This window comes from Blattabacterium cuenoti, assembly GCF_014251635.1.
Classification (GTDB): domain Bacteria; phylum Bacteroidota; class Bacteroidia; order Flavobacteriales; family Blattabacteriaceae; genus Blattabacterium; species Blattabacterium cuenoti_S.
Window position 1 is genome coordinate 213512 of sequence record NZ_CP059194.1, and the last position, 24909, is coordinate 238420.

General features: G+C 26.0%; 26 protein-coding genes and 1 tRNA gene. 9 read left to right on the top strand and 18 right to left on the bottom strand.

What is annotated here, in order from left to right; genetic code table 11:
* Positions 1-3: 3 nt before the first annotated feature.
* Both metF and serS read right to left on the bottom strand, forming a co-directional pair.
* A complete protein-coding gene (metF, locus tag H0H64_RS00990) occupies positions 4-966 on the bottom strand; it encodes a methylenetetrahydrofolate reductase [NAD(P)H] (protein WP_185857491.1) in 963 nt (320 codons plus the stop codon).
* Between the two features lie 5 nt (positions 967-971).
* Positions 972-2246 carry a serine--tRNA ligase gene (gene serS, locus H0H64_RS00995; protein WP_185857492.1) on the bottom strand — a complete coding sequence of 425 codons (1275 nt, stop codon included), beginning with the start codon at positions 2244-2246 and terminating at the stop codon, positions 972-974.
* A gap of 87 nt (positions 2247-2333) precedes the next feature.
* Between serS and rsmA the strand changes: the two genes are divergently transcribed.
* From rsmA to H0H64_RS01010, 3 genes are read left to right on the top strand one after another with little or no spacing between them, the layout of a single operon-like run.
* Positions 2334-3107, top strand: a complete 774-nt coding sequence (gene rsmA, locus H0H64_RS01000; protein ID WP_185857600.1) for a 16S rRNA (adenine(1518)-N(6)/adenine(1519)-N(6))-dimethyltransferase RsmA — start codon at positions 2334-2336, stop codon at positions 3105-3107.
* Positions 3107-3967 (top strand): bifunctional 5,10-methylenetetrahydrofolate dehydrogenase/5,10-methenyltetrahydrofolate cyclohydrolase, encoded by an 861-nt coding sequence (locus H0H64_RS01005; RefSeq protein ID WP_185857601.1) that lies wholly within the window; start codon positions 3107-3109, stop codon positions 3965-3967. The genes rsmA and H0H64_RS01005 overlap by 1 nt, the downstream gene beginning before the upstream one ends.
* A 20-nt stretch (positions 3968-3987) precedes the next feature.
* Positions 3988-4605 (top strand): 7-carboxy-7-deazaguanine synthase QueE, encoded by a 618-nt coding sequence (locus H0H64_RS01010; RefSeq protein WP_185857493.1) that lies wholly within the window; start codon positions 3988-3990, stop codon positions 4603-4605.
* A 2-nt stretch (positions 4606-4607) separates the two neighbouring features.
* On the opposite strand, the gene hisIE is transcribed toward H0H64_RS01010, so the two are convergent.
* From hisIE to hisG, 8 genes are read right to left on the bottom strand one after another with little or no spacing between them, the layout of a single operon-like run.
* The gene (hisIE, locus tag H0H64_RS01015) at positions 4608-5192 is read right to left on the bottom strand and encodes a bifunctional phosphoribosyl-AMP cyclohydrolase/phosphoribosyl-ATP diphosphatase HisIE (protein ID WP_185857494.1); all 585 of its coding nucleotides are present in this window, start codon (positions 5190-5192) and stop codon (positions 4608-4610) included.
* Positions 5192-5965, bottom strand: coding sequence for an imidazole glycerol phosphate synthase subunit HisF (hisF, locus tag H0H64_RS01020; RefSeq protein WP_185857495.1), 774 nt, complete (start codon positions 5963-5965; stop codon positions 5192-5194). The genes hisIE and hisF overlap by 1 nt, the downstream gene beginning before the upstream one ends.
* A gap of 2 nt (positions 5966-5967) precedes the next feature.
* Positions 5968-6714 carry a 1-(5-phosphoribosyl)-5-[(5-phosphoribosylamino)methylideneamino]imidazole-4-carboxamide isomerase gene (hisA, locus tag H0H64_RS01025; RefSeq protein WP_185857496.1) on the bottom strand — a complete coding sequence of 249 codons (747 nt, stop codon included), beginning with the start codon at positions 6712-6714 and terminating at the stop codon, positions 5968-5970.
* A 10-nt stretch (positions 6715-6724) separates the two neighbouring features.
* The gene (hisH, locus tag H0H64_RS01030) at positions 6725-7315 is read right to left on the bottom strand and encodes an imidazole glycerol phosphate synthase subunit HisH (RefSeq protein ID WP_185857497.1); all 591 of its coding nucleotides are present in this window, start codon (positions 7313-7315) and stop codon (positions 6725-6727) included.
* Between the two features lie 15 nt (positions 7316-7330).
* Positions 7331-8500, bottom strand: coding sequence for a bifunctional histidinol-phosphatase/imidazoleglycerol-phosphate dehydratase HisB (gene hisB, locus H0H64_RS01035; RefSeq protein ID WP_185857498.1), 1170 nt, complete (start codon positions 8498-8500; stop codon positions 7331-7333).
* Complete coding sequence (gene hisC / locus H0H64_RS01040; RefSeq protein WP_185857499.1) at positions 8500-9585, bottom strand: histidinol-phosphate transaminase; 1086 nt, start codon at positions 9583-9585, stop codon at positions 8500-8502. The genes hisB and hisC overlap by 1 nt, the downstream gene beginning before the upstream one ends.
* A 10-nt stretch (positions 9586-9595) precedes the next feature.
* Positions 9596-10891 (bottom strand): histidinol dehydrogenase, encoded by a 1296-nt coding sequence (gene hisD, locus H0H64_RS01045; protein ID WP_394798752.1) that lies wholly within the window; start codon positions 10889-10891, stop codon positions 9596-9598.
* 15 nt (positions 10892-10906) lie between these two features.
* Complete coding sequence (hisG, locus tag H0H64_RS01050) at positions 10907-11764, bottom strand: ATP phosphoribosyltransferase (protein WP_185857501.1); 858 nt, start codon at positions 11762-11764, stop codon at positions 10907-10909.
* Between the two features lie 169 nt (positions 11765-11933).
* Here hisG and H0H64_RS01055 point away from each other — a divergent pair, with 169 nt between their 5' ends.
* On the top strand, positions 11934-12701 hold the full coding sequence (locus tag H0H64_RS01055) for an exodeoxyribonuclease III (RefSeq protein WP_185857502.1): 768 nt from the start codon (positions 11934-11936) through the stop codon (positions 12699-12701).
* 5 nt (positions 12702-12706) lie between these two features.
* On the opposite strand, the gene H0H64_RS01060 is transcribed toward H0H64_RS01055, so the two are convergent.
* Positions 12707-12779: transfer RNA gene (locus H0H64_RS01060), tRNA-Lys, on the bottom strand.
* 61 nt (positions 12780-12840) lie between these two features.
* Between H0H64_RS01060 and H0H64_RS01065 the strand changes: the two genes are divergently transcribed.
* From H0H64_RS01065 to H0H64_RS01080, 4 genes are all read left to right on the top strand, one after another.
* Positions 12841-13353: a shikimate kinase gene (locus tag H0H64_RS01065; protein ID WP_185857503.1), complete on the top strand. Its 513-nt coding sequence runs from the start codon at positions 12841-12843 to the stop codon at positions 13351-13353.
* A 7-nt stretch (positions 13354-13360) separates the two neighbouring features.
* On the top strand, positions 13361-14686 hold the full coding sequence (gene tilS, locus H0H64_RS01070) for a tRNA lysidine(34) synthetase TilS (RefSeq protein WP_185857504.1): 1326 nt from the start codon (positions 13361-13363) through the stop codon (positions 14684-14686).
* A gap of 79 nt (positions 14687-14765) precedes the next feature.
* Positions 14766-15830 (top strand): 3-phosphoserine/phosphohydroxythreonine transaminase, encoded by a 1065-nt coding sequence (gene serC, locus H0H64_RS01075; RefSeq protein ID WP_185857505.1) that lies wholly within the window; start codon positions 14766-14768, stop codon positions 15828-15830.
* A complete protein-coding gene (locus H0H64_RS01080) occupies positions 15830-16492 on the top strand; it encodes a YggS family pyridoxal phosphate-dependent enzyme (RefSeq protein ID WP_185857506.1) in 663 nt (220 codons plus the stop codon). Before serC ends, H0H64_RS01080 begins: the two co-directional genes overlap by 1 nt.
* Here the strand turns inward: H0H64_RS01080 and trpA are convergent.
* From trpA to H0H64_RS01115, 7 genes are read right to left on the bottom strand one after another with little or no spacing between them, the layout of a single operon-like run.
* The gene (gene trpA, locus H0H64_RS01085) at positions 16485-17252 is read right to left on the bottom strand and encodes a tryptophan synthase subunit alpha (RefSeq protein ID WP_185857507.1); all 768 of its coding nucleotides are present in this window, start codon (positions 17250-17252) and stop codon (positions 16485-16487) included. The two genes, H0H64_RS01080 and trpA, sit on opposite strands and share 8 nt — an antisense overlap.
* Entirely contained in the window at positions 17236-18438 is a 1203-nt protein-coding gene (trpB, locus tag H0H64_RS01090) for a tryptophan synthase subunit beta (RefSeq protein ID WP_185857508.1), read from the bottom strand. The genes trpA and trpB overlap by 17 nt, the downstream gene beginning before the upstream one ends.
* Positions 18435-19061 carry a phosphoribosylanthranilate isomerase gene (gene trpF, locus H0H64_RS01095; RefSeq protein ID WP_185857509.1) on the bottom strand — a complete coding sequence of 209 codons (627 nt, stop codon included), beginning with the start codon at positions 19059-19061 and terminating at the stop codon, positions 18435-18437. The genes trpB and trpF overlap by 4 nt, the downstream gene beginning before the upstream one ends.
* A gap of 2 nt (positions 19062-19063) precedes the next feature.
* The gene (trpC, locus tag H0H64_RS01100) at positions 19064-19861 is read right to left on the bottom strand and encodes an indole-3-glycerol phosphate synthase TrpC (protein ID WP_185857510.1); all 798 of its coding nucleotides are present in this window, start codon (positions 19859-19861) and stop codon (positions 19064-19066) included.
* Positions 19858-20859 (bottom strand): anthranilate phosphoribosyltransferase, encoded by a 1002-nt coding sequence (gene trpD, locus H0H64_RS01105; RefSeq protein ID WP_185857511.1) that lies wholly within the window; start codon positions 20857-20859, stop codon positions 19858-19860. The genes trpC and trpD overlap by 4 nt, the downstream gene beginning before the upstream one ends.
* Positions 20856-21437, bottom strand: coding sequence for an anthranilate synthase component II (locus tag H0H64_RS01110; protein WP_185857512.1), 582 nt, complete (start codon positions 21435-21437; stop codon positions 20856-20858). The genes trpD and H0H64_RS01110 overlap by 4 nt, the downstream gene beginning before the upstream one ends.
* A 6-nt stretch (positions 21438-21443) precedes the next feature.
* Entirely contained in the window at positions 21444-22853 is a 1410-nt protein-coding gene (locus tag H0H64_RS01115; protein WP_185857513.1) for an anthranilate synthase component I family protein, read from the bottom strand.
* Between the two features lie 263 nt (positions 22854-23116).
* Between H0H64_RS01115 and H0H64_RS01120 the strand changes: the two genes are divergently transcribed.
* Positions 23117-24895, top strand: coding sequence for a putative porin (locus H0H64_RS01120; protein WP_238784996.1), 1779 nt, complete (start codon positions 23117-23119; stop codon positions 24893-24895).
* Positions 24896-24909 lie beyond the last annotated feature (14 nt).

Below are 24909 nucleotides of genomic sequence, written 5' to 3' on the forward strand. Positions count from 1 at the left end.
AAATCAATAAACAGCTTGAACTATTTTGTAAATATTTTCTGGTTTATCCATAGTATAATAATGAATTACTTCTACACCAGAATTTTTTAGTTCCTTAGATTGATGAATAGCCCATTCAATTCCAATATGAGATACATTTTTTTTATCTTTAGCTTTTTCCACTTCTTTTACTAATTCATTGGGAATATTTAAATAAAAACGAGAGGGAAGACCATTTAATTGTTTTTTAGAGGAAATAGGTTTAATACCGGGGATAATAGGAACAGAAATACCTTCTGATCTACATTTTTTTACAAAAGTAAAAAATTCTTTGTTATCAAAAAACATTTGAGTCACAATATAATCAGCTCCTGCTTCTACTTTTTTTTTCAAAAAAAATAAATCACTTTCTATATTTGGAGCTTCTAAATGTTTTTCTGGATACCCTGCTACTCCAATACAAAAATCAAATAATGTAGATTTTTTTTGTTCAACAAAAGTTTTATCAAGATATTTTCCTAAATTCAAATCTTTAACTTGTTTTACGAGTTCAACTGCATATTCGTGTCCATCTTTTTGTGCAATAAAACTTTTATCAGATTTTAGAGGATCCCCTCTAAGCACCAAAACGTTATCTATTCCCAAAAAATTGAGATCTATTAAAGCATTTTCTGTCATTTGTTTACTAAATCCTCCACAAATTAGATGAGGAACGGCGTCAACTCCATATTTATTCATAATAGCAGCACAAATACCTACGGTTCCTGGACGTCTTGATATTTTTCTTCTCTGTAAAAGCCCATTATCTTTTTCTACGTAAATGAATTCTTCTCGATGATAAGTGACATCAATAAAAGGGGGACTAAATTCCATTAATGGATCTAAAGTAGAAAATATATCTTTAATATCACGCCCTCTTAAAGGGGGTAATATTTCAAAAGAAAATAAACTTTTTTTTGCTTTAGCTATATGCTCAGTCACTTTCATAATTGTTATTTAATATGATCAAATTTTGTATAAGGAACCAAAACTTTAGGAATATTAATTTTATTTTCAGTTTGATTATTTTCTAATAAAGCAGCCATTATTCGTGGCAAAGCTAAAGCACTTCCATTAAGAGTATGACACAATTCTATATTTCCTGTAATATTCTTATATCTAAGATGTAATCTTTTTGATTGAAAATTAGTACAATTTGATATAGAACTTACTTCTAGCCATTTTTTTTGTGCCATAGAATAAACTTCAAAATCATAAGTTATAGCAGAAGAAAATCCAAGATCTGGACCATTTAAACGAACAATACGAAAGGGTAAATTTAAAGATTTTAAAATATTTTTTACATGTAAAATCATTTCATTCAGAGAAAAAAAAGAAGAATCTGGTGTAGTTATTTGAATAATTTCTACTTTTTCAAACTGATGTAACCTATTTAGCCCTCTAACTTTTGAACCATAAGAACCTGCTTCTCTTCTAAAGCAAGAAGTATAAGTCGTTGCTTTAATAGGAAGATCTAAATCAGTAAGGATTCTATCTCTATAACAATTCATAATAGGAACTTCTCCAGTAGGAATCAAATAAAAGTTATCTTTTTCTATCAAATACATTTGATTCTCTTTATCAGGAATTTGTCCTGTTGCATATCCAGATTTTTCATTAATAATATAAGGCAAACTGTATTCTTGATATGAAGCTTGTATGTTTTGGTCTAAAAAATATTGTATTAAACTTCTTTGTAATTTAGCTCCTTTTCCCATGTAAACTATAAAACCGGATCCACATATTTTGGTTCCTAAATTCGAATCGAATAAACAAAATTTTTTAGATAACTCCCAATGAGGTAAAGGATTTATGATGGAACAATTAATTTCTCCTTCTTGGCAAAGAACATCATGAATTTCAGAATCTTTTTTGACTTCCTCATCAGGAATGTTAGGAATTTGATTTAATTTATTTTCTAAAATTTTAGAAATTTTTTCTAATTTAATATGAATCTTGTTTCTTTCTTTTTTTAGAAAAAAAGATTTTTCTTTTAAATCTTTTACTTTTACTTGAGAACCATCATTATATGAAATTAAAATTCGACCTATTTTTTTTGATATTAAATTTTCTTTTTCCAATATTTTATTGAAAACATTTTGAGCTGTTTTTTTTTTTTCGTCTAAAATTAGTATTTCATTTATTAAATGTAATTTTTTAAAATTACGTTTTTCTAGTCCCAATAAAACTTTTATTTTATTTTTTCGTATAAAAGAGGTTTGAAGCATATCATGTGAAAAACTATAATCGTAATTTACCATGCATTTTTATACACACAAGATACAAATAATATTTTCTATATTTGCATCATGCATATGCATAAACTTTTTTTTAAAAAAAAATTTGATCAATACTTCTTAAGAGATCAGAATATAGCCAAAAAAATCGTCAATCATCTTTCTTTTGAAAATTACAATACAATAGTAGAGGTTGGTCCAGGATTAGGGATATTGACTAAATATTTGCTAAAAAATCCATACAATCATATTTTTTTGATAGAAATTGATGAAGAATTAATTTGTTTTTTAAAAAACAATTTTCCTATTTCTAAAAATCAAATCATTCATAGAGATTTTTTAAAATGGAACCCTGAAGAAATTAGCTTACAAAATTTTGCAGTTATTGGCAATTTTCCTTATAAAATTTCTTCTCAAATATTATTTCATATATTAAGATATAATCAATACATTCCAGAATGCGTTGGCATGTTTCAAAAAGAAGTAGCAAAACGAATTACATCTCATAAGGGGAAAAAAACTTATGGAATTTTATCAGTTCTAGTTCAAACATTTTATGATGTAGAATATCTTTTTACTGTAAAAGAAAAAGTATTTTTTCCTATACCTAATGTTCAGTCTGCAGTGATCTATTTAAAAAGAAAAAATGAACCCATTAACTGTAATAAAAATATGTTGTTTCAATGTGTTAAAACAGCCTTTAATCAAAGAAGGAAAAAATTAAAAAATTCTTTACAATTCTTCAAACATATTCCAAATTTTTACAAAATACCATTTTTAAACAAAAGAGCAGAAGAATTATCTGTAAAAGAATTTCTTCAATTAACAAAAGAAATAGAAATTAGGAAATGATTACTAAATTATTAGATGGAAATCTGTTAGCTCAAAAAATAAGAAATGAAATATCCAGGATTATAGAAAAAGAAATGTTAAACAAAAACGAGCGCATTCCTCATCTTGGCATTATTTTAACAGGGAATAATAGTTCTAGCATTACATATGTTAACAATAAAATTAAAGAATGCAAAAATATTGGAATTCAATATTCTTTAATCCATCTTCCTATAAATTCTTCAGAAGAAGAATTATTAGAAGAAATAAAAAAAATGAATCAAAATCCATATATAGATGGTTTTATAGTGCAATTACCTTTAGAAAAGCATATGAATCAAGATAAAATTATTTTATCTATCAATCCCAAAAAAGATGTAGATGGATTTCACCCCGAAAATTTTGGAAAAATGGCTTTGGACATGAATGCTTTCTTTCCTGCTACAGCATTAGGAATATTAACACTTTTAGAAAGATATAAAATTGAAATATCTGGAAAATATATTGTGATAATTGGTAGAAGTAGAATAGTGGGGAAACCAACGAGCCTACTTATGAGTAGAAAAAGTAATCCTGGTAATGGAACGGTAACACTTACTCATAGTAAAACTAAAAATATAGAATATTACACTAAACAAGCTGATATTATTATAGTAGCAGTAGGAATTCCAGGATTTCTTAAAGGAAAAATGATCAAAGAAGGAGCTATTGTTGTAGATGTAGGAATCCATAATTATGAAAAAAAAATATTAGGAGATGTTGATTTTTATAGTGTTAATGGAAAGGCCTCTTACCTTACTCCTGTTCCAGGAGGAATAGGGCCTATGACTCGTGTTATGTTACTCAAAAATACTTTAATAGCTGCATTAAATAATAGATAGATAGAGAAATAGGAAGCCACATGAAAGAAATTAGTTATCCTATAAAAGAATCATTTTATTCTATTCAAGGAGAAGGACATTATTATGGAATAGCTGCATATTTTATTCGTTTCGAAGGATGTAATATTAAATGTGACTGGTGCGATACGAAAGAAAGTTGGAATATAAAAAAAGAGGATTTTGTACCTATACATAAAATTATTACTAATATAAACAATCATAAACATAAAGTAAAAACGGTTATAATTACTGGAGGGGAGCCTACTATGTGGAATTTAGCTCCTTTAGTTAAAAAACTTAAAAAACAAGGGTATCGTGTTCATATTGAGACTTCAGGTTCTTATCCTATAAAAGAAAAATATATGGATTGGATTACAATTTCTCCTAAAAAAATAAAACCTCCTTTACAAGAAAATTACAAAAAAATCAATGAGTTAAAAATCGTTATATCGGATGAAAACGATTTTTTGTTTGCAGAAGAACAAGCCACTTATATTGAGTCTACTAATTGTTTCTTATTTTTACAACCCGAATGGAATAACATTTTTAGTATTATTCCAAAAATAATTTCTTATATTAAAAAAAACCCTAAATGGAGAATATCTCTTCAAATTCATAAAATGGTAAATATACCTTAATATTAATATTTTGAATGTCTATTTTCTAAAACATCAATAACCTCTTGTATTTCAATTTTTTTAATTTTTAAAAGAATAAGATAATGAAAAAGTAAATCCGCAGATTCATTTAAAAATAAATTTTTATTATTGTCTTTAGATTCAATGATTAATTCTACCGCTTCTTCTCCAAATTTTTGAGATATTCTATTGATTCCTTTTTTAAATAATTGACATATATAAGAATTTTCTTGTTTTTTTTTCATTCTATCCGAGATTATATTTTCCAGATGAAATAGAAAGTTCTTATTGTTTATTTCCTTCCAACACGTATCTGATCCTTTATGACAAGTAGGACCTGCTGGTGTTGCTTTAATTAATAACGTATCTTCGTCACAATCTACTAATATATCTTGAATAAAAAGATAATTTTTGCTAATTTCTCCTTTAGTCCATAATCTTTTTTTCGACCTGCTATAAAAAGTCACTTTTTTTTCATCAATACTCTTTTTATAAGCCTCTTGATTCATATAACCTAGCATTAATACCTTATCTGTTTTTGAATCTTGAACAATGGTGGGAATCAAACCTTTTTTAAAATTTATCATTATTTTGTATTTTTTATTGCAGTTCTTACAGGTATATGAAATTTATTTAAATAATATTTTAATTTTGGTATTTCTATTTCTCTGTAATGAAATATACTGGCAGCTAAAGCAGCATCAGCTTTTCCTTCTTCAAATATTTTATAAAAATCTTCTAATTTTCCAGCTCCACCTGAAGCGATTACAGGTGTGGAAATATTTTCGGATATTTTTTTAGTAATATCTAATGCAAATCCATTTTTTGTTCCGTCATGATTCATTGAAGTTAATAATATCTCTCCTGCTCCTCTGTTAGTTCCTTCTTTAGCCCAATCTAAGGTTTTAGTTTTAGTTGAAATTCTTCCTCCATTTAAATATACCCACCATTCATCTCCTTCATATTTAGTGTCAATAGCTAAAACAATACATTGACTTCCGAATCTTTTAGAAAGACTTTCTAAAAGATTCGGCTTTTTAAAAGCGGCAGTATTGATAGATATTTTATCTGCTCCTGCATTTAACAAGAGTTCAACGTCTTTTTCCTCTTTAATTCCTCCACCAACCGTAAAAGGAATATTAATATGACGGGAAATATCTTTTACTAAGCTAATTAGTGTTTTACGTTTTTCATTTGTGGCCGTAATATCCAAAAATATTAATTCATCTGCTTCTTGTTTTGTATACCAACAAACTAGTTGTATTGGATCCCCAGCATCTTTTAAATGCTCAAAATTTACTCCTTTTACTGTTCTTCCATTTTTTATGTCTAAACAAGGTATGATACGTTTAGCTAACATATTTAATTCTTATTATTCCTTTTATTCCTTTTTTTTCCCCAATCTTTAAGATGGGACAATGATATTTTATTTTCATATATAGCTTTTCCAATAATGACTCCACTACAACCCAAATTAAATAATTTGTTCACATCATTCATATTACTAATTCCTCCACTTGCTATGAATTCAATATTTGGAAATTTTTCAATAACTTTTTTATATAAAAGAAAAGAAGGCCCTGATAGGACTCCGTCTCTAGATATATCTGTACAAAAAATTTTTTTAACTCCATGATTGCTTTTTTCTTGTAAAAAATCCAAAAAAGGAAAATCACTCAATTTAGTCCAACCATGGGTTGCTATTTTATTATTTTTAATGTCTACTCCTAATAATATTTTATCTCCTCCATAAGTATCAATCCATTCTTTTAAAAGAAAAGGTTTTTGAACAGCAATACTACCCACAGTAGCAATATGTCCTCCGTTTTCAAATACAGTCCGTATATCTTTTTCAGAATGAATTCCTCCTCCGAAATCTATAATTAAATGTGTACGTTTTGCTATTTTCTCTAAAATTTTCCAATGAACGACTTTTCCTTTTTTTGCCCCATCTAAATCTACTAAATGAAGTCTAGATATTCCATGATTTTCCAATAATAAAGCTATTTCTAATGGATCTTTATTATAAATTTTTTTTCTTTTAAAATCACCTTGTATTAATCGAACACATTTACCGTCAATTAAATCTATAGCTACTATAATGTCCATTCTCATAAGTTTATAATCGAATAAAGTTTTCTAATATTTTATGTCCCACATAGGAAGATTTTTCTGGATGAAATTGTACAGCATAAAAATTATTTTTTTGCAGTGCAGCACTGTAAGTAACTATATATTCTGTTTTTGCTGTAGTGTCCCTTCCTAAAGGAACATAATAACTATGAACAAAATATTGATAACTTCCATTTGGAATATTTTCAAATAAAGATCCTTTCAATTTATGAATAGTATTCCAACCTATTTGAGGAACTTTTTCATTTTTATTGCTAGATTTAAATTTTTTGACTAATAAATCAAAAATTCCTATACATGTAGTACTACTTTCTTCTGAAAATTTACAAAGTAATTGCATGCCTAAACATATTCCCAACACAGGTTGTTTTAATTTTGATAAAAGTAAATCCAATTTTTTTTCTTTTAAATATTTCATAGCACAATTAGCTTCTCCAACACCAGGTAAAATAATTTTCTCTGCATTTTGAATCGACTCTTTAGAATCTGTAACTGTAGCTTGTACTCCTATCCTTTCTAAAGAAAAAAGAACCGATTGTACATTTCCTGCAGGATATTTTATGATAATCGTTTTCATAACATTTTAAAATTTTTACAATATACCTTTAGTACTAGGTATTTTAGTAGAAGAGTTTTTTTGTATTTGTATTGCCATTTTAATAGCTCTTCCAAAACATTTAAAAATAGATTCTATTTTATGATGATCATTTTTTCCTATAGCGTGAATATGTAAATTACATTTAGCAGATAAAGAAAAGGATTTAAAAAAATGTAAAAACATTTCAGTAGAAATTTCTCCTATTTTTTCCCTGAAAAATTTTGCTTTCCAAAATAATTGACTTCTTCCTCCAAGATCTAATGCAATTGTAGCTAAACTGTCATCCATAGGAAGAGAATAAAATCCATAACGTTCTATTCCTTTTTTACTTTCTAAAGCTTTATAAAAAATTTCACCTAGAGTAATACCAGTATCTTCTATAGTATGGTGATCATCTACATAAAGATCTCCTTTTGTTTGAATATTTAAATCTATAGAACTATGAAATGCTATTTGTTGTATAAGATGATCAAAAAATCCAAGTCCTGTTTTAATATGAGATCTCCCTTTTCCATAAAGACAAATAGTAATTTTAACATTTGTTTCTAATGTAATTCGTTGATGAACAATTTTTTTCGTTTTTATTGATGATAAATATTCATAAATTTTTTCCCAACTATCAGTTTTTAAAGATATTGTTTTTTTTAAATCTTTTTCATCTATATTAAAAGAGTAATCTTTTTCTTCTTTTGTTAAATTTTTATAATGATGATTATCTTTTATCCATATAGATTTACATCCTAAATTCTTAGCGAATAAAACATCTGTTAGTCTATCTCCAATTACAAAAGATTTAGAAAGATCATAACAGTCTGATTTTAAATAATTTGACACCATTCCTATTCCAGGTTTTCTGTTTGGTGATTTTTCTTTTGGAAAAGTGTTGTCTATATGAACAGAAGTAAAATTAATCCCCTCAGTTTTTAAAATATTTAATATATGATTATGTATGGGCCAAAAAATTTTATAAGGAAATTGATCTGTACCCAAGCCATCTTGATTAGATATCATAACTAAATCATAATTCAATTCTTGCGCGATTTTTGACAAAAAAAAGATAACTTTTGGATAAAAATTGATTTTATCAATAGAATCAATTTGATAACTAGGAGGGTTTTCTTGTATAATAGTCCCATCTCTATCAATAAACAATATTTTTTTCATCACATTTTTATTTTTTGAATGGAGTATTTTAAAATTTGATTTATTAAATACTCATTTTCTTCATGAGTTCCTATTGTAATTCTTAAACAATTATTACATAAAATTATTTTTGAACGATCTCTAACAACAATTTTTTTTTTCATTAGATATTGATAAAGATTTTTTGAAGAAAAATTTATTTTTGCTAATAAAAAATTAGCGGAACTAGGGTACACTTTTTGTATAATAGGAATTTTTTTTAGGGATTCTTGCATATATTCTCTTTCTGCAAGAATATTTTTTAAATGAAAAAAAAATAAGTCTCTATTTTCTAAAGCTTTCATCGCTATTTCTTGAGAAAGAATACTAATATTATATGGATGTTTTACTTTATTCATCCATTGAATAATATTTTCAGAAGCAATGGCTATTCCTATTCTTAACCCTGCTAAACCCCAGGATTTGGAAAGTGTTTGTAAAATAATTAAATTTGGATACTTATTAATTTCCATTGATAAAGATTTTTGATTTGAAAAATCTATATATGCCTCATCTAAAACAACAATTCCTGTAAATTTTTTTGTTATATTCTCTATATCTTCCCTTTTTAGATCATTTCCAGTAGGATTATTCGGAGAACAAATAAAAATAATTTTACTATTTGGATTCAGAGCTTTTTCTATTTTATCCAAATTTAATTGATAATTTTCCTCTGTAAGAAAAATTTTAATTATATCCACTCCATGAATTTTTCCACTTACTTCATACATACCATAAGTAGGAGGAAAAATAATAGCATGATCTACTTCTGGTCTAGAAAAAATACGATAAACCAAATCAATAATTTCATCACTTCCATTTCCCAAAAATATTTGGGATGGAGAAACATTTTTAAAATCTGATATTTTTTCTTTCAACTCTTTTTGCAAAGGATCCGGATATCTATTATAAGAATTTAGAAAAGATAAAGGAGAGCCGAAAGAATTTTCATTAGCATCTAAGAAAATAGAATTTTTTTCTTCATGATGTTCTGTTCTCGCAGATATATAAGGGGCCAGATTTAAAATATTATCTCTGATTAGAGAATTTAAATTAAACTTATTCATGTATTAACATTTAAAACTCATTTTTTAACCGAATATTAATAGATTTTTTATGTGCAAGCAAGCCTTCTTCAGAAGATAAAACACTAATACATTCTGATAAATTTTTCAATCCTTTCTTAGATAACTTTTGAAAAGTTACTTTTTTTACAAAACTATCTATAGATACTCCACTGTAAGATTTAGCATAACCATAAGTGGGGAGTACATGATTCGTTCCAGAAGCATAATCCCCTGCACTAACTGGAGAATAGTTTCCTAAAAAAACAGATCCCGCGTTGATTACTTTCTCCCCCCAATAAGAAGCATTTTTACAATTTATAATCAAATGTTCTGGTGCGACTTTATTGATTAAAGCCAAGCATTCATCTAAAGATGTAAGAACTATTATTTTGCTTTTTTTCAAAGATTTTTCAACAATATCTTGTTTATTAGAAATATCTAAAAATTGTTTTTTTAATTCTTTTTTAACTTCTTCTATCCAAGATTTATTGTTTGTGGTAATCAAAAGAATATAACTTTCTGGATCATGTTCGGATTGAGATAATAAATCTGACGCAACATATTCTGGATTCGCTGAATTATCAGCCATAATAGCTACTTCTGAAGGCCCGGCAGGCATGTCTATAGACACTATTCCTTTTTGAGATACAATTTGTTTAGCTATCGTGACATAAGAATTTCCAGGACCAAATATTTTATAGACAGAAGGTATGCTTTCTGTTCCATAAGCCATAGCTGCAATCGCTTGAGCTCCTCCTACTTTATATATACGTGTAATCCCTACATATTTCGCTGTATATAAAATAGCTGGATGAATTTCTCCATTTTTATTTGGAGGACTACATAATATAATATTTTTACATCCTGATAATTTTCCAGGAACTCCTAACATTAATACAGTGGACAATAAAGGAGCAGACCCTCCTGGGATATAAAAACCAATTTTTTCGATTGGAACAATTTTTCTCCAGCATAGAACTCCTTTTGAAATTTCTATTGTAGGCTCCTCATGCATTTGTTTTTGATGAAAACATTTTATATTCTGATATGCAATCTCAATAGATTTTTTTAATCGATTTGAAATTTTCATATCAGCTTTATTGAGATCTTCTTCTGTTACTTGAATATGTTTTATATCAGCATGATCATATTTTATTGTATAAGTTTTTAAGGCTACATCTCCATAAGTTTTAACATTATCAATAATAGGAAGCACTATTTTTTTTAAATGATAAATATTTTGTACGCTTCTATTAGAAATAGATTTATATGTTTCGGATGTAGGATGAATATATACTTGAATCATATCCATATTTCTATTTTATAGTATAATTTTTTCTATAGGAAGTACTAATATATCTTGAGCTCCAAGTGCTTTTAAGTTTTCTATTATACCCCAAAAATCATTTTCATTTACGACAGAATGTACAGAACTACATTCTGAATTTGCTAAAGGTAAAATAACTGGACTTTTAATTCCTGGAAGATAAGATATTATTTTTTCTAGTTTTTCATTTGGAACGTTTAATAGAATATATTTATTATTTTTAGCTTTTTTTACCGCTCTAATTCGAAATAATAATTTTTCCATTATAATGTTTTGCGGAGATCCTAAATGTAAATGTGAAGCTAACACCGCTTCAGATTGAAGAACAGTTTCTACTTCTTTTAATCCGTTCATAAAAAGAGTGGATCCACTACTTACTAAATCACAGATACAATCGGCTAACCCTATTCCAGGAGCAATTTCTACGGCCCCAGATATTTCGTGAATTTCTGCATTTATATATCTTTTTTTGAAAAATTCTCTAACCAAAAAAGGATAACTTGTAGCAATACGTTTTCCATGCAAATCATTAATATTATTATAAACTAAAGATTTAGGAACGGCGATAGAAAGTCTACATTTTCCAAAACCCAAGGTTTCTTTTATTCTTATTCTTTTTCTTTTTTCTAAAAGAACATTTTTTCCTACAATTCCTATATCAGCTACTCCATCTTCTAAATATTGAGGTATGTCATCATCTCTAAGAAAAAGTATTTCCAGTGGAAAATTAAGTGCCGTTGTTTTTAACTTATCTATCCCAATATTCACTTCAATACTGCAATCTTTCAGTAATTTTATAGAATCTTCATAAAGACGCCCCGATTTTTGAATCGCTATTTTAAGTTTATCCATAATCCAATGCAGGAAAAAATAATAAAAGCTTACTCTTGTAAGCTTTTATTTTAGTTATAGTAAAAAAATTAATGCATTTTAATGCATCACGGCAAATATAATAACTATTTTGAATATTTTATAATTAACCTAATAACTTAATCTATTTTTTAAATAAAAATTTAAAATAATGAAAATTATCAGTTATAATATAAATGGAATACGATCTGGAATTAATAAAGGATTATCTGATTGGATTGCAATAAATAAGCCAGATGTTTTGTGTTTACAAGAAATAAAAGCTTTTCCAAAACAAATAAATACAAGTATTTTTGATAACTTAGGTTATAATCATTACTGGTTTCCTTCAAAAAGAAAAGGATATAGTGGCGTAGGGATTTTATGTAAAAAAAAACCTATTCATGTAGAATACGGAATAGGGTTAGATTCTATCGATAAAGAAGGAAGAGTATTACGTATAGACCTAAAAAACACATCAATAATTAGTCTTTATATTCCTTCAGGAAATAATATGATGAAAAGATTGAATTTTAAATTTTTTTTCATGAGAAATTTTTTTTTACACGTAAAAAAAATACAAAGTGAATTAAATAACCTCATCATTTGTGGAGATTATAATATTTGCCACCATGAAATAGATATTTATGACCCTATTCGAAATCAAAGAATTTCAGGTTTTTTACCAAAAGAAAGAAAGTGGATGACTTATTTTTTAAATTTAGGATTTATAGATAGTTTTAGGAATTTTGTTAAAGAAGCACATCATTACAGTTGGTGGAGTTATCGTTGTAACGCTAGGAAAAATAATAAAGGATGGAGAATCGATTACGCCATGGTTAGTGATTCCTTAAAAAAGGAAATAAAAAATGCTTACCTCATGCCAGAGGTTAAGTATTCCGATCATTGTCCTGTTGTGCTTGAAATTTTTAGTAAGTAAATAAATGACCTGACTGGGATTCGAACCCAGGACCCTTACATTAAAAGTGTAATGCTCTACCAGCTGAGCTACCAGGTCTTTTCTCACTATGAAATTAAGTTATTAATTTAAGCAAATATACTATAATTTTTATGTATTTATGAAAATCACTTTAATTGGATACATGGGGAGTGGAAAAACTACTATTGGAAAGATACTCTCTAAAAAGTTAAATTTGGATTTTTATGATTTAGATGCTCTTCTTGTTGAAAGTAAAAATGATTCTATTTGTAATTTTTTTAAAAAAAAAGGAGAACTTCTTTTTAGAAAAAGAGAACATTTTATGTTAAAAAAAATTTTGATAGAAAAAAATAAATATGTTTTTTCGGTTGGAGGAGGGGCTCCTTGTTTTTATAATAATATTTATTTATTAAACAAATATTCAAATACATTTTATTTAAAAACGGATAGTTATACTTTATTTAAAAGATTATTTTTAGAAAAAAAGACAAGACCTTTAATTTCACATTTATCGAAAAATGAATTGTTTAGATTTATTATAAAACATTTATCGAAAAGGGCATATTTTTATGAGAAATCTTTAGAAAAAATAAATATATGTGGAAAATCTAAAGAGGATATAGTTCAAGAAATCCTTAAATATATTAGCTGAAATTATCATGGAAAAAATATCATCTAATCATTTAAAAAAATATTTTTCGTTTAATTCTAAAAAAAAAGTATGTGTAGCTGTGAGCGGAGGGTTAGATAGTATGGTCCTTATCAATTTGTTACTTGATCTTCCTAAAATTGAATCAGAAGTAGCACATTGTAATTTTTCTTTAAGAGATCAAGAATCTAATAAAGATGAAATTTTTATTAGAAATTTTTGTTCCGAAAAAAATATAATATGTCATGTCAAAAAATTTGATACTTTAAATTTTTCTAAAAAACATAAGTTGTCTATACAAATGTCAGCAAGAAAACTTAGATATGATTGGTTTACAGAATTATTAGAAAATAATTCATATGAATACATAGTATTAGGACACCATTTTGATGATTCTATAGAAACTTTTTTCATGAATATTTTTAGAGGGACCGGTCTTAAGGGGTTGTTGGGAATTCCTAAAGAAAATAAAAAATTTATTCGTCCTCTTTCTGATTTTACTAAAGAAGAAATTCTTTATTATGCAAAAATAAAAAATATAAAATGGAGATATGATCGTAGCAATCTAGATATTAAATATTTAAGGAATAAAATTCGTTCAGTTTTATCTACATTTCATTCTTTTTCATTTTCTTTTCACAATGGATTAAAAAAAACTATAAACCATCTTCATGATGAAAATTTTTTAATAGAAAATAAAATAGAAGAAGTTCGTCAAGAAATTACAATAGAAAAAAAAGATTATCCATTTTTTTGGAAAATAGAATGTAAAAAAATAAAAAAATTACAACCTTTGTCTTTTTATTTGTTTAAATTATTTTCTCCATATGGATTTAATGATATCCATAGTATGAAATATCTTATTGACGCACAATCTGGGAAACAACTTATATCCAAAATTTATCGTATTATTAAAAGCAGAAATAATTGGATTTTAGTTTCTCATCAATTATTATCAGAAAATAAAAATAAGACTTATATGATTCCGAATCTAAAAATTATTAATAAAAAGTTCTTACCTATCGATATAAATTTTTTTTACGATCCAGAAAAAAAAAGTAGGAAAGATATGTTTCTTATGGACTTTGAAAAAATCCAATTTCCGTTATTATTAAGAACATGGAGAAAAGGAGACTTTTTTTATCCCTTGAAAATGAACGGGAAAAAAAAATTAAGCAAATATTACAAGGAAAAAAAATTTTCTCTTTTAGAAAAAGAGCATACATGGTTATTAATTAATGGAAATGGATATATTATTTTAATTATAGGAAATCGCTTAGATGATAGATTCAAGGTTACGGAAAATACAAAAAAAATATTAGGAGTAAAAATATAATTGAGTTATTATCTGTTTATTTTACAATTTCAATTTAGTATTTTTTAATTTTGAAAAGAATTAGTTGTTCTATTTATTTATGAAAGTACACAATTTCAATGCAGGCCCTTCTGTTTTACCGGAAGAAGTTGTTAGAAAATCAGCTCAATCTGTAATTAATTTTAATGGTACCGGATTATCTTTACTTGAGATTTCTCATAGAAGTACAGATTTTTTAGAAATAATCGAAAAAGCTACTCTTTTAGTAAAACGTGTTATGAATTTAAATGATGATTATGCTATTTTATTTCTTCAAGGAGGTGCAACATTACAATTTTCAATGGTTCCATTTAATTTAATGAACCAAAAGGCCGCTTATTTAGATACAGGATTTTGGGCCCATAACGCTATTAAGGAAGCTAAAAAGTTTGGAGAAGTAAAAATTTTATTTTCTGGTAAAAATAAAAATTATACATATATATCAAAAAATTATCATGTACCATGTGAAACGGATTATTTTCATTGTACATCTAACAATACAATAGTTGGATCACAAATGAAAATGTTTCCTAAAACATCTATTCCAATAGTTTGTGATATGTCTTCAGATATTTTTAGCAGAAAATTAGATTTTTGTCAATTCAGTTTAATCTACGCTTCTGCACAAAAAAATGTTAGTTCATCAGGAATGACTATTGTGATTCTGAAAAAAGATATTTTAGGAAAATTCAGAAAAGATATTCCTTCTTATATGGATTATAAAATTCATATACAAAATAATAGCATTTTAAATACTCCAAATGTATTCTCTATTTATACTTCTATGTTAACATTGGAATGGATAGAGAATCAAGGTGGTCTTTCTATTTTAGAAAAAAAAAATCAGTATAAAGCTAAATTATTATATGATGAAATAGATCAAAATAATTTATTTGAAAATAAAATACATAAAGAAAATCGCTCTAATATGAATGTTTCCTTTTTCTTAAAAAAAAAGAATTTAGAAAAAGAATTTAATAAAATGTGGAAAAAAGAAAATATTGTAGGACTAGATGGTCATAGATATTTAGGTGGATATCGTGCTAGCATCTATAATGCGCTTTCATTAGAAAGCGTTCGATTTCTTATTGAAATTATGAAAGAGTTTGAAAGAAAATTTTCGTAATGAATCGCATTATAGATGATCAATTTCTTAGTATAAAAAAAATGATTCCACAAAATGTAAAAATTTTGGCAGTCTCTAAAAATCAAAATACTTTTTATATAGAAAAATTGTATAAAATAGGGCATAGAGATTTTGGCGAAAATTATATTCAAGAAATGGTGAAAAAATATAAAAAATTGCCCAAAGATATTCGATGGCATATGATTGGAAGAATACAAAGTAATAAATTAAAACATATAATCCCTTTTATTTATTTAATTCATAGTGTTCAAAATATAAAACAAATTAGGATAATAAATAAAATAGCCTCTAAATATCATAAAATTATACACTGTCTTTTACAAATAAAAATTTGTAATGAAAAAAATAAATCAGGAATTACTGATCAAGAAGCTTCAAAAATATTAGAGGATGAAACTTATAAAAAAATGAAAAATGTCAAAATAATAGGGATAATGGGAATAGCCTCTTTTCAAGAAGAAAAAAAAATCCATAATGAATTTTCATATTTACATGAATTATATAATAAATATAAAAATAAATATGGACATTATATCCTTTCTATGGGAATGAGCAGAGATTATAATATAGCTATAAAATATGGAAGCACGATAGTTCGATTAGGGACTTTAATTTTTGGTGATCGAAAAAAAATTATCTAATAGATTTTATGTATTTTCTTATACTTTCTACCAATTTATTTTTATCTAACGATTGAATAAAAGAACTTCCAATAATTCCTCCATTAGCATATTGACATGATAAATTAAAAGTTTTTTTATCTTTTATCCCGAAACCAATCAATTTTGGAATGTTGTTAGAAAATTTTTTGACATGTTTAAAAAATGAGATTTGTTCTTCTCCAAAAGTATTGACGCCACCTGTAGTAGAATTAGAAGAAACTATATATAAAAATCCATCACTTATTTTACTTAACAGAGATATTCTGGATGAATTAGTTTTTGGAGTGATTAAAAATATCATAGATAATAAATATTCTTTAAATATATTTTGATATTTATGTAAAAAAATCTCTACCGGGAGATCCGGTAAAATTAATCCGGAAACACCTGACTCTTTACATCTTTTTAAAAATTTTTCTTTTCCAAATTTATAAAATTGATTGTAATACCCCATAAGAATAATAGGAATTTTTATTTTTCCTTTCAATTCTTCTATTTGATCAAATAATAAGGAGATGTTCATTCCATTTTTCAACGAAGTTTTGTTACTTTTTTGAATAATCATTCCGTCTGACAAAGGATCAGAATAGGGAATTCCTATCTCAACTAAATCTACAGGAAGGTCTTGCAAAACTTCTATTATTTTCCCTGTGCTATTTAAATAAGGAAACCCTGCCGTAAAATAAATACATAATATATCTTTATTTTTATTTCTAAATAAATTATGAATTTGATTCATCATTTGAGAATTTAACAAAAAATTTATCGTAAATATTAATATCTTTATCTCCTCTTCCAGACAAAGTTACAATTACTATATCCTCTTTTTTAAGAGAAATTTTTTTTAGTGCAGCTAATGCATGAGCACTTTCTAAAGCAGGAATAATTCCTTCTGATCGGATTAATTCATATCCCGCTTGTAAAGCTTCTTTGTCTGTAGAATGTAAAAAATTTACACGTTTTTTTACGAAAAGATTAGCAAACATGGGGCCAATACCTGGATAATCTAACCCTGGAGAGATAGAATAAGCGGGAAGGACTTGACCGTCTTGATCCTGTAAAATCAATGTCATACTTCCATGTAATATACCTTTAGATCCACAATGAATAGACGCAGCTGTCTTTCTTGTTGTAATGCCTAGTCCAGAAGCTTCTACCGCCACAAGATTAACATAATTATCATCCAAAAAATGATAAAAAGAACCAGCCGCATTGCTCCCTCCTCCTATGCAAGCCACTACATAATTAGGAGAAGAGACCCCTTCTATTTCTTTTAATTGTATTTTAACTTCTTCGCTTATAATAGATTGAATATCTGCAACCATTTGAGGATAAGGATGAGGCCCCACCGTAGAACCAATTAAATAATAACTTTCTGGATGATTAATCCAATAACGAATTGCTTCATTAACAGCATCTTTAAGTGTTTTATCTCCACTCAAAACCGGAATTACCTCGGCCCCTAGAGATTTCATTCTGATAACATTACTATGTTGACGTTGCATATCTATTTCTCCCATAAAAATTACACATTTTAAATGCATTAGTGTACAAATAGTAGCTGTTGCAACTCCATGTTGTCCAGCACCTGTTTCTGCAACAATTTTTTTTTTCCCTAATTTTTTTGCGAGTAAAGCTTGACCTATAGCATTATTAATTTTATGCGATCCTGTATGATTAAGGTCTTCTCTCTTAAGATAAATTTTAGCATGATATTGATTTGAATATTTTTTGCAAAAAAATAAAGGAGTAGGTCTTCCTACATAATTTTTTAGTAAATCTTTATATGTTTTTTGATATTCATAACTTGTAATAAGTTTTTTATATTTGTATTGTAATTCTGTTATATTATAATGTAACATTTCAGGGATAAAAGCCCCTCCAAACTCTCCATAATATCCATTTTCATCAACAAAATATTTCATAATTTTCTTATTTTTTTTATGAACGCATTTAATTTCATATCATCTTTTTTTCCTGGAAAAATTTCAAATTTACTATTAATATCGATTGCAAACATTTTCGGATGAAAAAAATTTTTGATTTTATCAACATCTTGTATTCCAATCCCTCCACTTAAAAAAAAAGGAATTTGAAAAGTGTATTCATAAAGTTTTTTCCAACAAAATTTTTGCCCACTACCTCCATAATAAATTGTATTATTATCAAATAAAAAATAAGTGCAAAAAGGAACATAATTCACAATTTTTTTAAAAGAAAAAGAATCATCGATTCTAAAGCATTTAATTAATTTTAATCCTTTTTTGAATAATTTTTCACAATAAAAAGGGCTTTCTGTTCCATGCAATTGAATAAAATCTAGTTTATTTTTTGTTTTTATTTTCAATATATTTTCTTCTGACTCGTTTACAAAAACACCTATTTTCAATATTCCTTTTTTTATTTTTGGAATAATAAAATTAAAACCTACAAATCTAGGGGAATTAGGATAAAATATAAAACCTAAAAAATCAGGTAATAAATCAGAAATTTTTTGTACATTAAATTTCATTCCGCATATTTTTACTTTTAATAATTGGGATTTCATATTTATTCTATATTCAGTCTTTTCGATAAGGATTTTATAAAATTCTTGCAAATTTTTCCAGGATCCTTTTTTTTCATAAAATGTTCTCCAATTAAAAAGCCTTTAAATCCTTGTTTTTTTAACTTTAAGATATGATTTACATCAGCAATTCCACTTTCTGCAATTTTTATATAACTATTAGGAATTTTTGAAGATAATCTTAAACAATTATTATAATCCACAATAAAAGTTTGTAAATCACGATTATTAATTCCTACAATATCCAAGTTGTCTGTTATTTTGTTTATTTCATATTCATTATGAATTTCAATAATAACTTCTAGATCAATATCTTTTGCCAATTTAGAAAAATTGGCTATTTGGTTTTTAGAAAGTATTCCAGCAATTAATAAAATAACATCAGCTCCCACAGATTTAGATTCTATAATTTGATATTCATCAATAATAAAATCTTTTCTTAAGATAGGAACAGAAACTATAGAACGTGATTTTTCTAAATTTTCATTTTTACCGGAAAAAAAATGTTGATCTGTAAGAATAGATATTCCACTAACCCCTGCAGATTCATAATCTTTAACCACTTTTTCTACTGATATTGTTTTATTAATAATTCCTTTAGAAGGAGACTTACATTTAAATTCAGCAATAATACCAGTATGGTTTTTTTTTATATTTTTTACGAGAGAAAAAGTTTTTCTTTCAAAGAAAGAACTTTTTTCCAACTTTTTTATAGGGCGTATAATTTTGTTTTTATATATCTCTTTTTGTTTGACAGATACAATTTTTTCAAGAATACTCATAAGCTTAATAATTTTTTTAGAATATTCTTTGCTTTTCCACTTTTTAATGAATGCTTTGCTTTATCATAATTGTTTTCAAGACTATCTTGATTTAATAAACTTAATGCAAACGTAGCATTTGTTAGAACGACTTCATTTTGAGCTAAAGTCCCTTCTCCAGATAAAACACTAATAAATATACGAATATTTTCTTCTGTATTTTTACCTCCTTTCAATTCAGTGGGGTTTACTTTAATCTTTTTATTTCCTATTTCTAATTCTTTTATGGAGTAAAATCGTTCCCCTTTTGGGGTGTAACATTTTACATCACTAGTAAGTGTGATTTCATCATAACCATCTAAACTGTGAATAATAGCATAATTATTTTTCGTATTTTGATACATATAATGATATATTCTTGCTAATTCTAAGTTATTGACTCCTAACAATTGATTTCTTGGTTTTCCTGGATTTAATAATGGACCAAGTATATTAAAAATAGTTTTAACTCCTAGTTCCTTTCTTACCCCAGATATTCTATTCAATACAGGATGAAATGTAGGAGCATGTAAATAACAAATTCCTACTTTATCCAATTGATTTTTCAAATTTTCTTCTTTGTTAGTAAAATGATACCCTAATCCTTTTAAGATGTTTGAAGACCCTGTGATAGAAGAAGAACTAAAACTTCCATGTTTGATTACTTTTTCTCCTGTTCCTGCTACTACAAAACATGCTAAAGTAGAGATATTAAAAGTATTTTTTCCATCTCCGCCTGTTCCTACAATATCGACAGCATTAAATTCTGTAAGGTTTACTTTTATAGATAGCTCCATGATAGCTTGTCTAAAACCGACAATCTCTTCTAAAGTGGGTGGTCTCATATTATATATAGTGGCTATCGCTACTATTTGTGTTTGATTAATTCTACCTTTTGATAATTCTATAAAAAGATTTTTCGCTTCTTGTTTTGTTAATGTTTTTTCTAAAAAAAGATTTTTTAATATTTTATTATTCATAATAAATTTAAATTCAGCCAATTATCTATTATTTTTTCCCCATATGGAGTTAAAATAGATTCTGGATGAAATTGTACTCCACACACATCATAAAATTTGTGACGTAAAGCCATAATTTCCCCTTTTTTTCCAATAGCTGTTATCTGAAGTTCTTCAGGAAAATTATGTGGAGATATAATCCAAGAATGATAACGTCCGACTTTAATCTCTTTAGGTAATTTTTGAAATAAAATCTCTTGTGTATCTACAATTTTAATTAAACTAGATATTCCATGATAAACCTCTTTTGTATTCAGAAGAGTAGCTCCAAACACTTCTCCTATTGCTTGTTGACCTAAACAAACTCCGAAAATACTTTTTGTAGAAGCAAAAGCTTTTACTAAAGGTTTTAAAATATGTGCTTCATCAGGTATTCCAGGTCCTGGAGAAAGAATAATTTTATTATATTTTTCTATATCCGATAGTTTAATTTCGTTATTTCTAGATACTTGTATCGGATTTGTTGTTAATTTTTTTACAGCATGTACAAGATTATAAGTAAAAGAGTCATAATTATCCAAAATCAGTATTTTATTCATAATACTTCATATATTTTTAGCTAATTCTATAGCTTTAAATAAGGCCATAAGTTTGTTATTTACCTCTTCTAACTCTTTTTCTACTTTAGAGTCAGAAACAATCCCTGCGCCAGCTTGAAAAAATAGAGTATTATTTTTACTCACAAAAGAACGAATGACTATGGCCGTATTAATACAAGAATTATTTAATCCAAAAAAACCAATTGCCCCTCCATATATTCCTCTATGTTGATTTTCAATTTTATCAATTAATTCCATCGCCTTATATTTAGGGGCTCCAGAAAGAGTTCCTGCAGGAAAAGTGTCTCCAAATACTTTTATAATTGAGATATTATTATCTATCTTACCAGATACTTTAGACACCATGTGTAATACATGAGAAAAAATTTGTATTTCTTTGAATTTTTCTACTTTAACATTAGAAGAATTTTTACTGAGATCGTTTCTTGCTAAATCTACTAACATGACATGTTCGGCATTTTCTTTTGGATTACTTGAAAGATTTTCGGATAGATTTTTATCTTTATCTTCATCTCCTGATCTCCGTATTGTTCCTGCTATTGGATTAATATAAGCTATTTGGTTATGAATAATGAGTTGAGATTCTGGAGAAGAACCAAATAATTTATAATTTCCATAATCAAAATAAAAAAGATATGGGGAAGGGTTTATAAATCTTAAAGCACGGTATACATTAAACTCATCTCCTTTAAATTTCTGTTGAAATTGACGAGATAATACAATTTGAAAAACATCTCCACGTAAACAAGCTTTTACTCCTAAAGATACCATTTTTTTGTATTCTATATCTGTTACATTTGAATAACGACTTCCAATAGATTTAAATGGAAAAGATGAAAAATTTTTCTTTTTTATTAATTCTATCAATTGATTCATGAAAGTTTTTTTTTCAATATCATAAAACTGATGTTCAATTACATATATCTCATGATGAAAATGATGAAACACAATTAAGTTTCGATAAAAACCAAGTCGTATTTTAGGAATATTATATATTTTATTAATTGGGGCATGAAATTGAATATTTTCAAAATATTGAATACTGTCATAAGACATGTAACCGTATAATCCTGAATAAAAATAAGTTATACTTTCGTTTTCAAATTTTTGAAAAAAATCCTCAATTAAAATTTGTATATCCAATTTATCATTTATAAAAATGTCTTTATGAACACAATTAGGATATGATATTCGCAGTACATTTTGATCTAAAATAAGTTCAGAAATAGGATCAATACAAAGAATAGAAGAATTATTTTTGGAAATTTGGTAATCAGAATATTCTAATAATAATGTATTAGGAAAAATATCTCTTAGTTTTAAATATAATTCTATTGGTGTAGCACTATCAGCCAAAATTTTTTTCTGAATAGTTCTAAAATTAAATTTAAACATGGCTTATGGTATTTTGACTATGATATGATAAAAAGACTGTCATAAAGAAAAAAACAAGTCTTTAAAATATTGTTGACACAATACTAATTGAAGAATACCATTTTCATTAGAAATGACATTTACATCATGCAAATGTAAATAAATTTTTTCTATTTTTAGATATTAATTATAAATAGTGCAATTTATAATTCGATTATATGAAAATATTTATTTTTACTTGCTTCCTTTTTGTATATCATAATATGGAAGAAAAAATGATAAAAATGCACATTAATGAAAAAAAAACCGAAACAGAAAATATTGAATTTTATCATCCGACTTATCAGGATTACAAATTTTGGACAGAAGAAAAAAATCTAAAAAAAATTTTTTTAGAAAAGCCTTTTTCTATAAAAAAATATTATTCTCATAATTTCTTTAAATATGACAATATCGGGTTTTTTTTCAGTAATGAAAAAGATTTATTTATTCCTAGATACGAAAAATTAATGAAAGAAAATTTTAATGCAAATATGCCTAAAAAAATGTTTTTTTTTAAGGATCCTTTTTTTTATCGTGAAAAAATTAAATATTTTGATGTAAAAACTCCTTTTTCTGAAATTTTTTACATAAGTGATTTTTTAAAAAAAGAAAAAACATTAGGCGGTTTTTTTTCTCAAAATTTTGATGAAAAAAGTAATTATTCCGTAGAATATAGAAATTTTCATTTAGAAAATGAGCTTGATTTAAAAAAAAGTAAAGATTTATTATTAACCACCTTTAATTATCAAAATCAAAATGATTATAATTATAAATTGTGGGGACATTATATTTATCAAAAATTTGATACGAAAGAAAAAGAAGAAATCCCAAAATGGGATATTAGAAATTATAAAAATGTTTTTTTTTATCATAAAAAATTAATTCATACTAGATTTTATATAAGTCTTCTTCAAAAAATTTCTTATATAAAAGAAAAAAACAGATCATTATTTTTAAAAACTTATATGGAATACGAAAAATATTCCAACGATCATTCATTTATAGATTTTAAAGGAAAAAAAATCAATCATTCTTACTTAAGAAATGGTTTATTTTTAATTTTTAATCGAAAAAAAATCAGCGTAGAAATGGGGGGTATTTTTGATAAAATATATTATCAATTATTTAATGATAGTATTAGTAAAAATAAAGATATCAATAATTTGTCCATACAAACCAAAATCTATTATCCTATTAATAATGTTGTTGAATTTTATTCAAACGGAAAATGGGTTATAGAAAATTATAATATTAAAAAGTCCTATTTGAAGGGGGATATTATGTTAAATGCGTTTTTATTTTCAAAATTTTGGTTGCTAACTCAATTGAGTCTAGATGAAAATGATAATATAATCTACAATAATTTTATTCCTATTCATGTTTTAAGAAAAAATCAAGATAGTTATAATAAGAATATATTTTTTTTTGATAGAGAAAAAACAATGAATTTTTCCTTAAGTTCTTACGAAAAAAAATATTGTGTTTCTTTTTATATATCTAAATTGAATCATTCTTTTCAAGATCAAGATCAAGAAGAAGAAATGAAGAAATTTTTATATCGTAAACATATTCAATTATATGGATTTAAAATCAAAACGACATATGATATATGGAAATTTCAATTAAATAACATTTTATTATATCAACAATATGATGCTGATCCATTAGTTTTTTCTATCCCAAATTTTTTATTGAGAAGTACAATATTTTATAAAAATAATTACTTTCATAAAGCTTTATTTATCCAAACAGGGCTTTCTTTTCATTATTTTAGTAAATTCTATCATCAAAAAGCATCTTATCCTTTTAATTTTCAAACTTTTTCTTTAGATGAAAAATATGTTCCTAATAAAATTATTGGAGGAATTCCTTTTGTGGATTATTTTTTTAATTTTAAAATATATAGAACTATATTTTATTTTGGTATCCAAAATATAAATATAGGATTTTATGATGTTTATAATTCTCATAATAATAAACTATTTATTAAAACAGGTTTTTCGTGGAATCTTTTTACTTAATGAAAAACTATAAA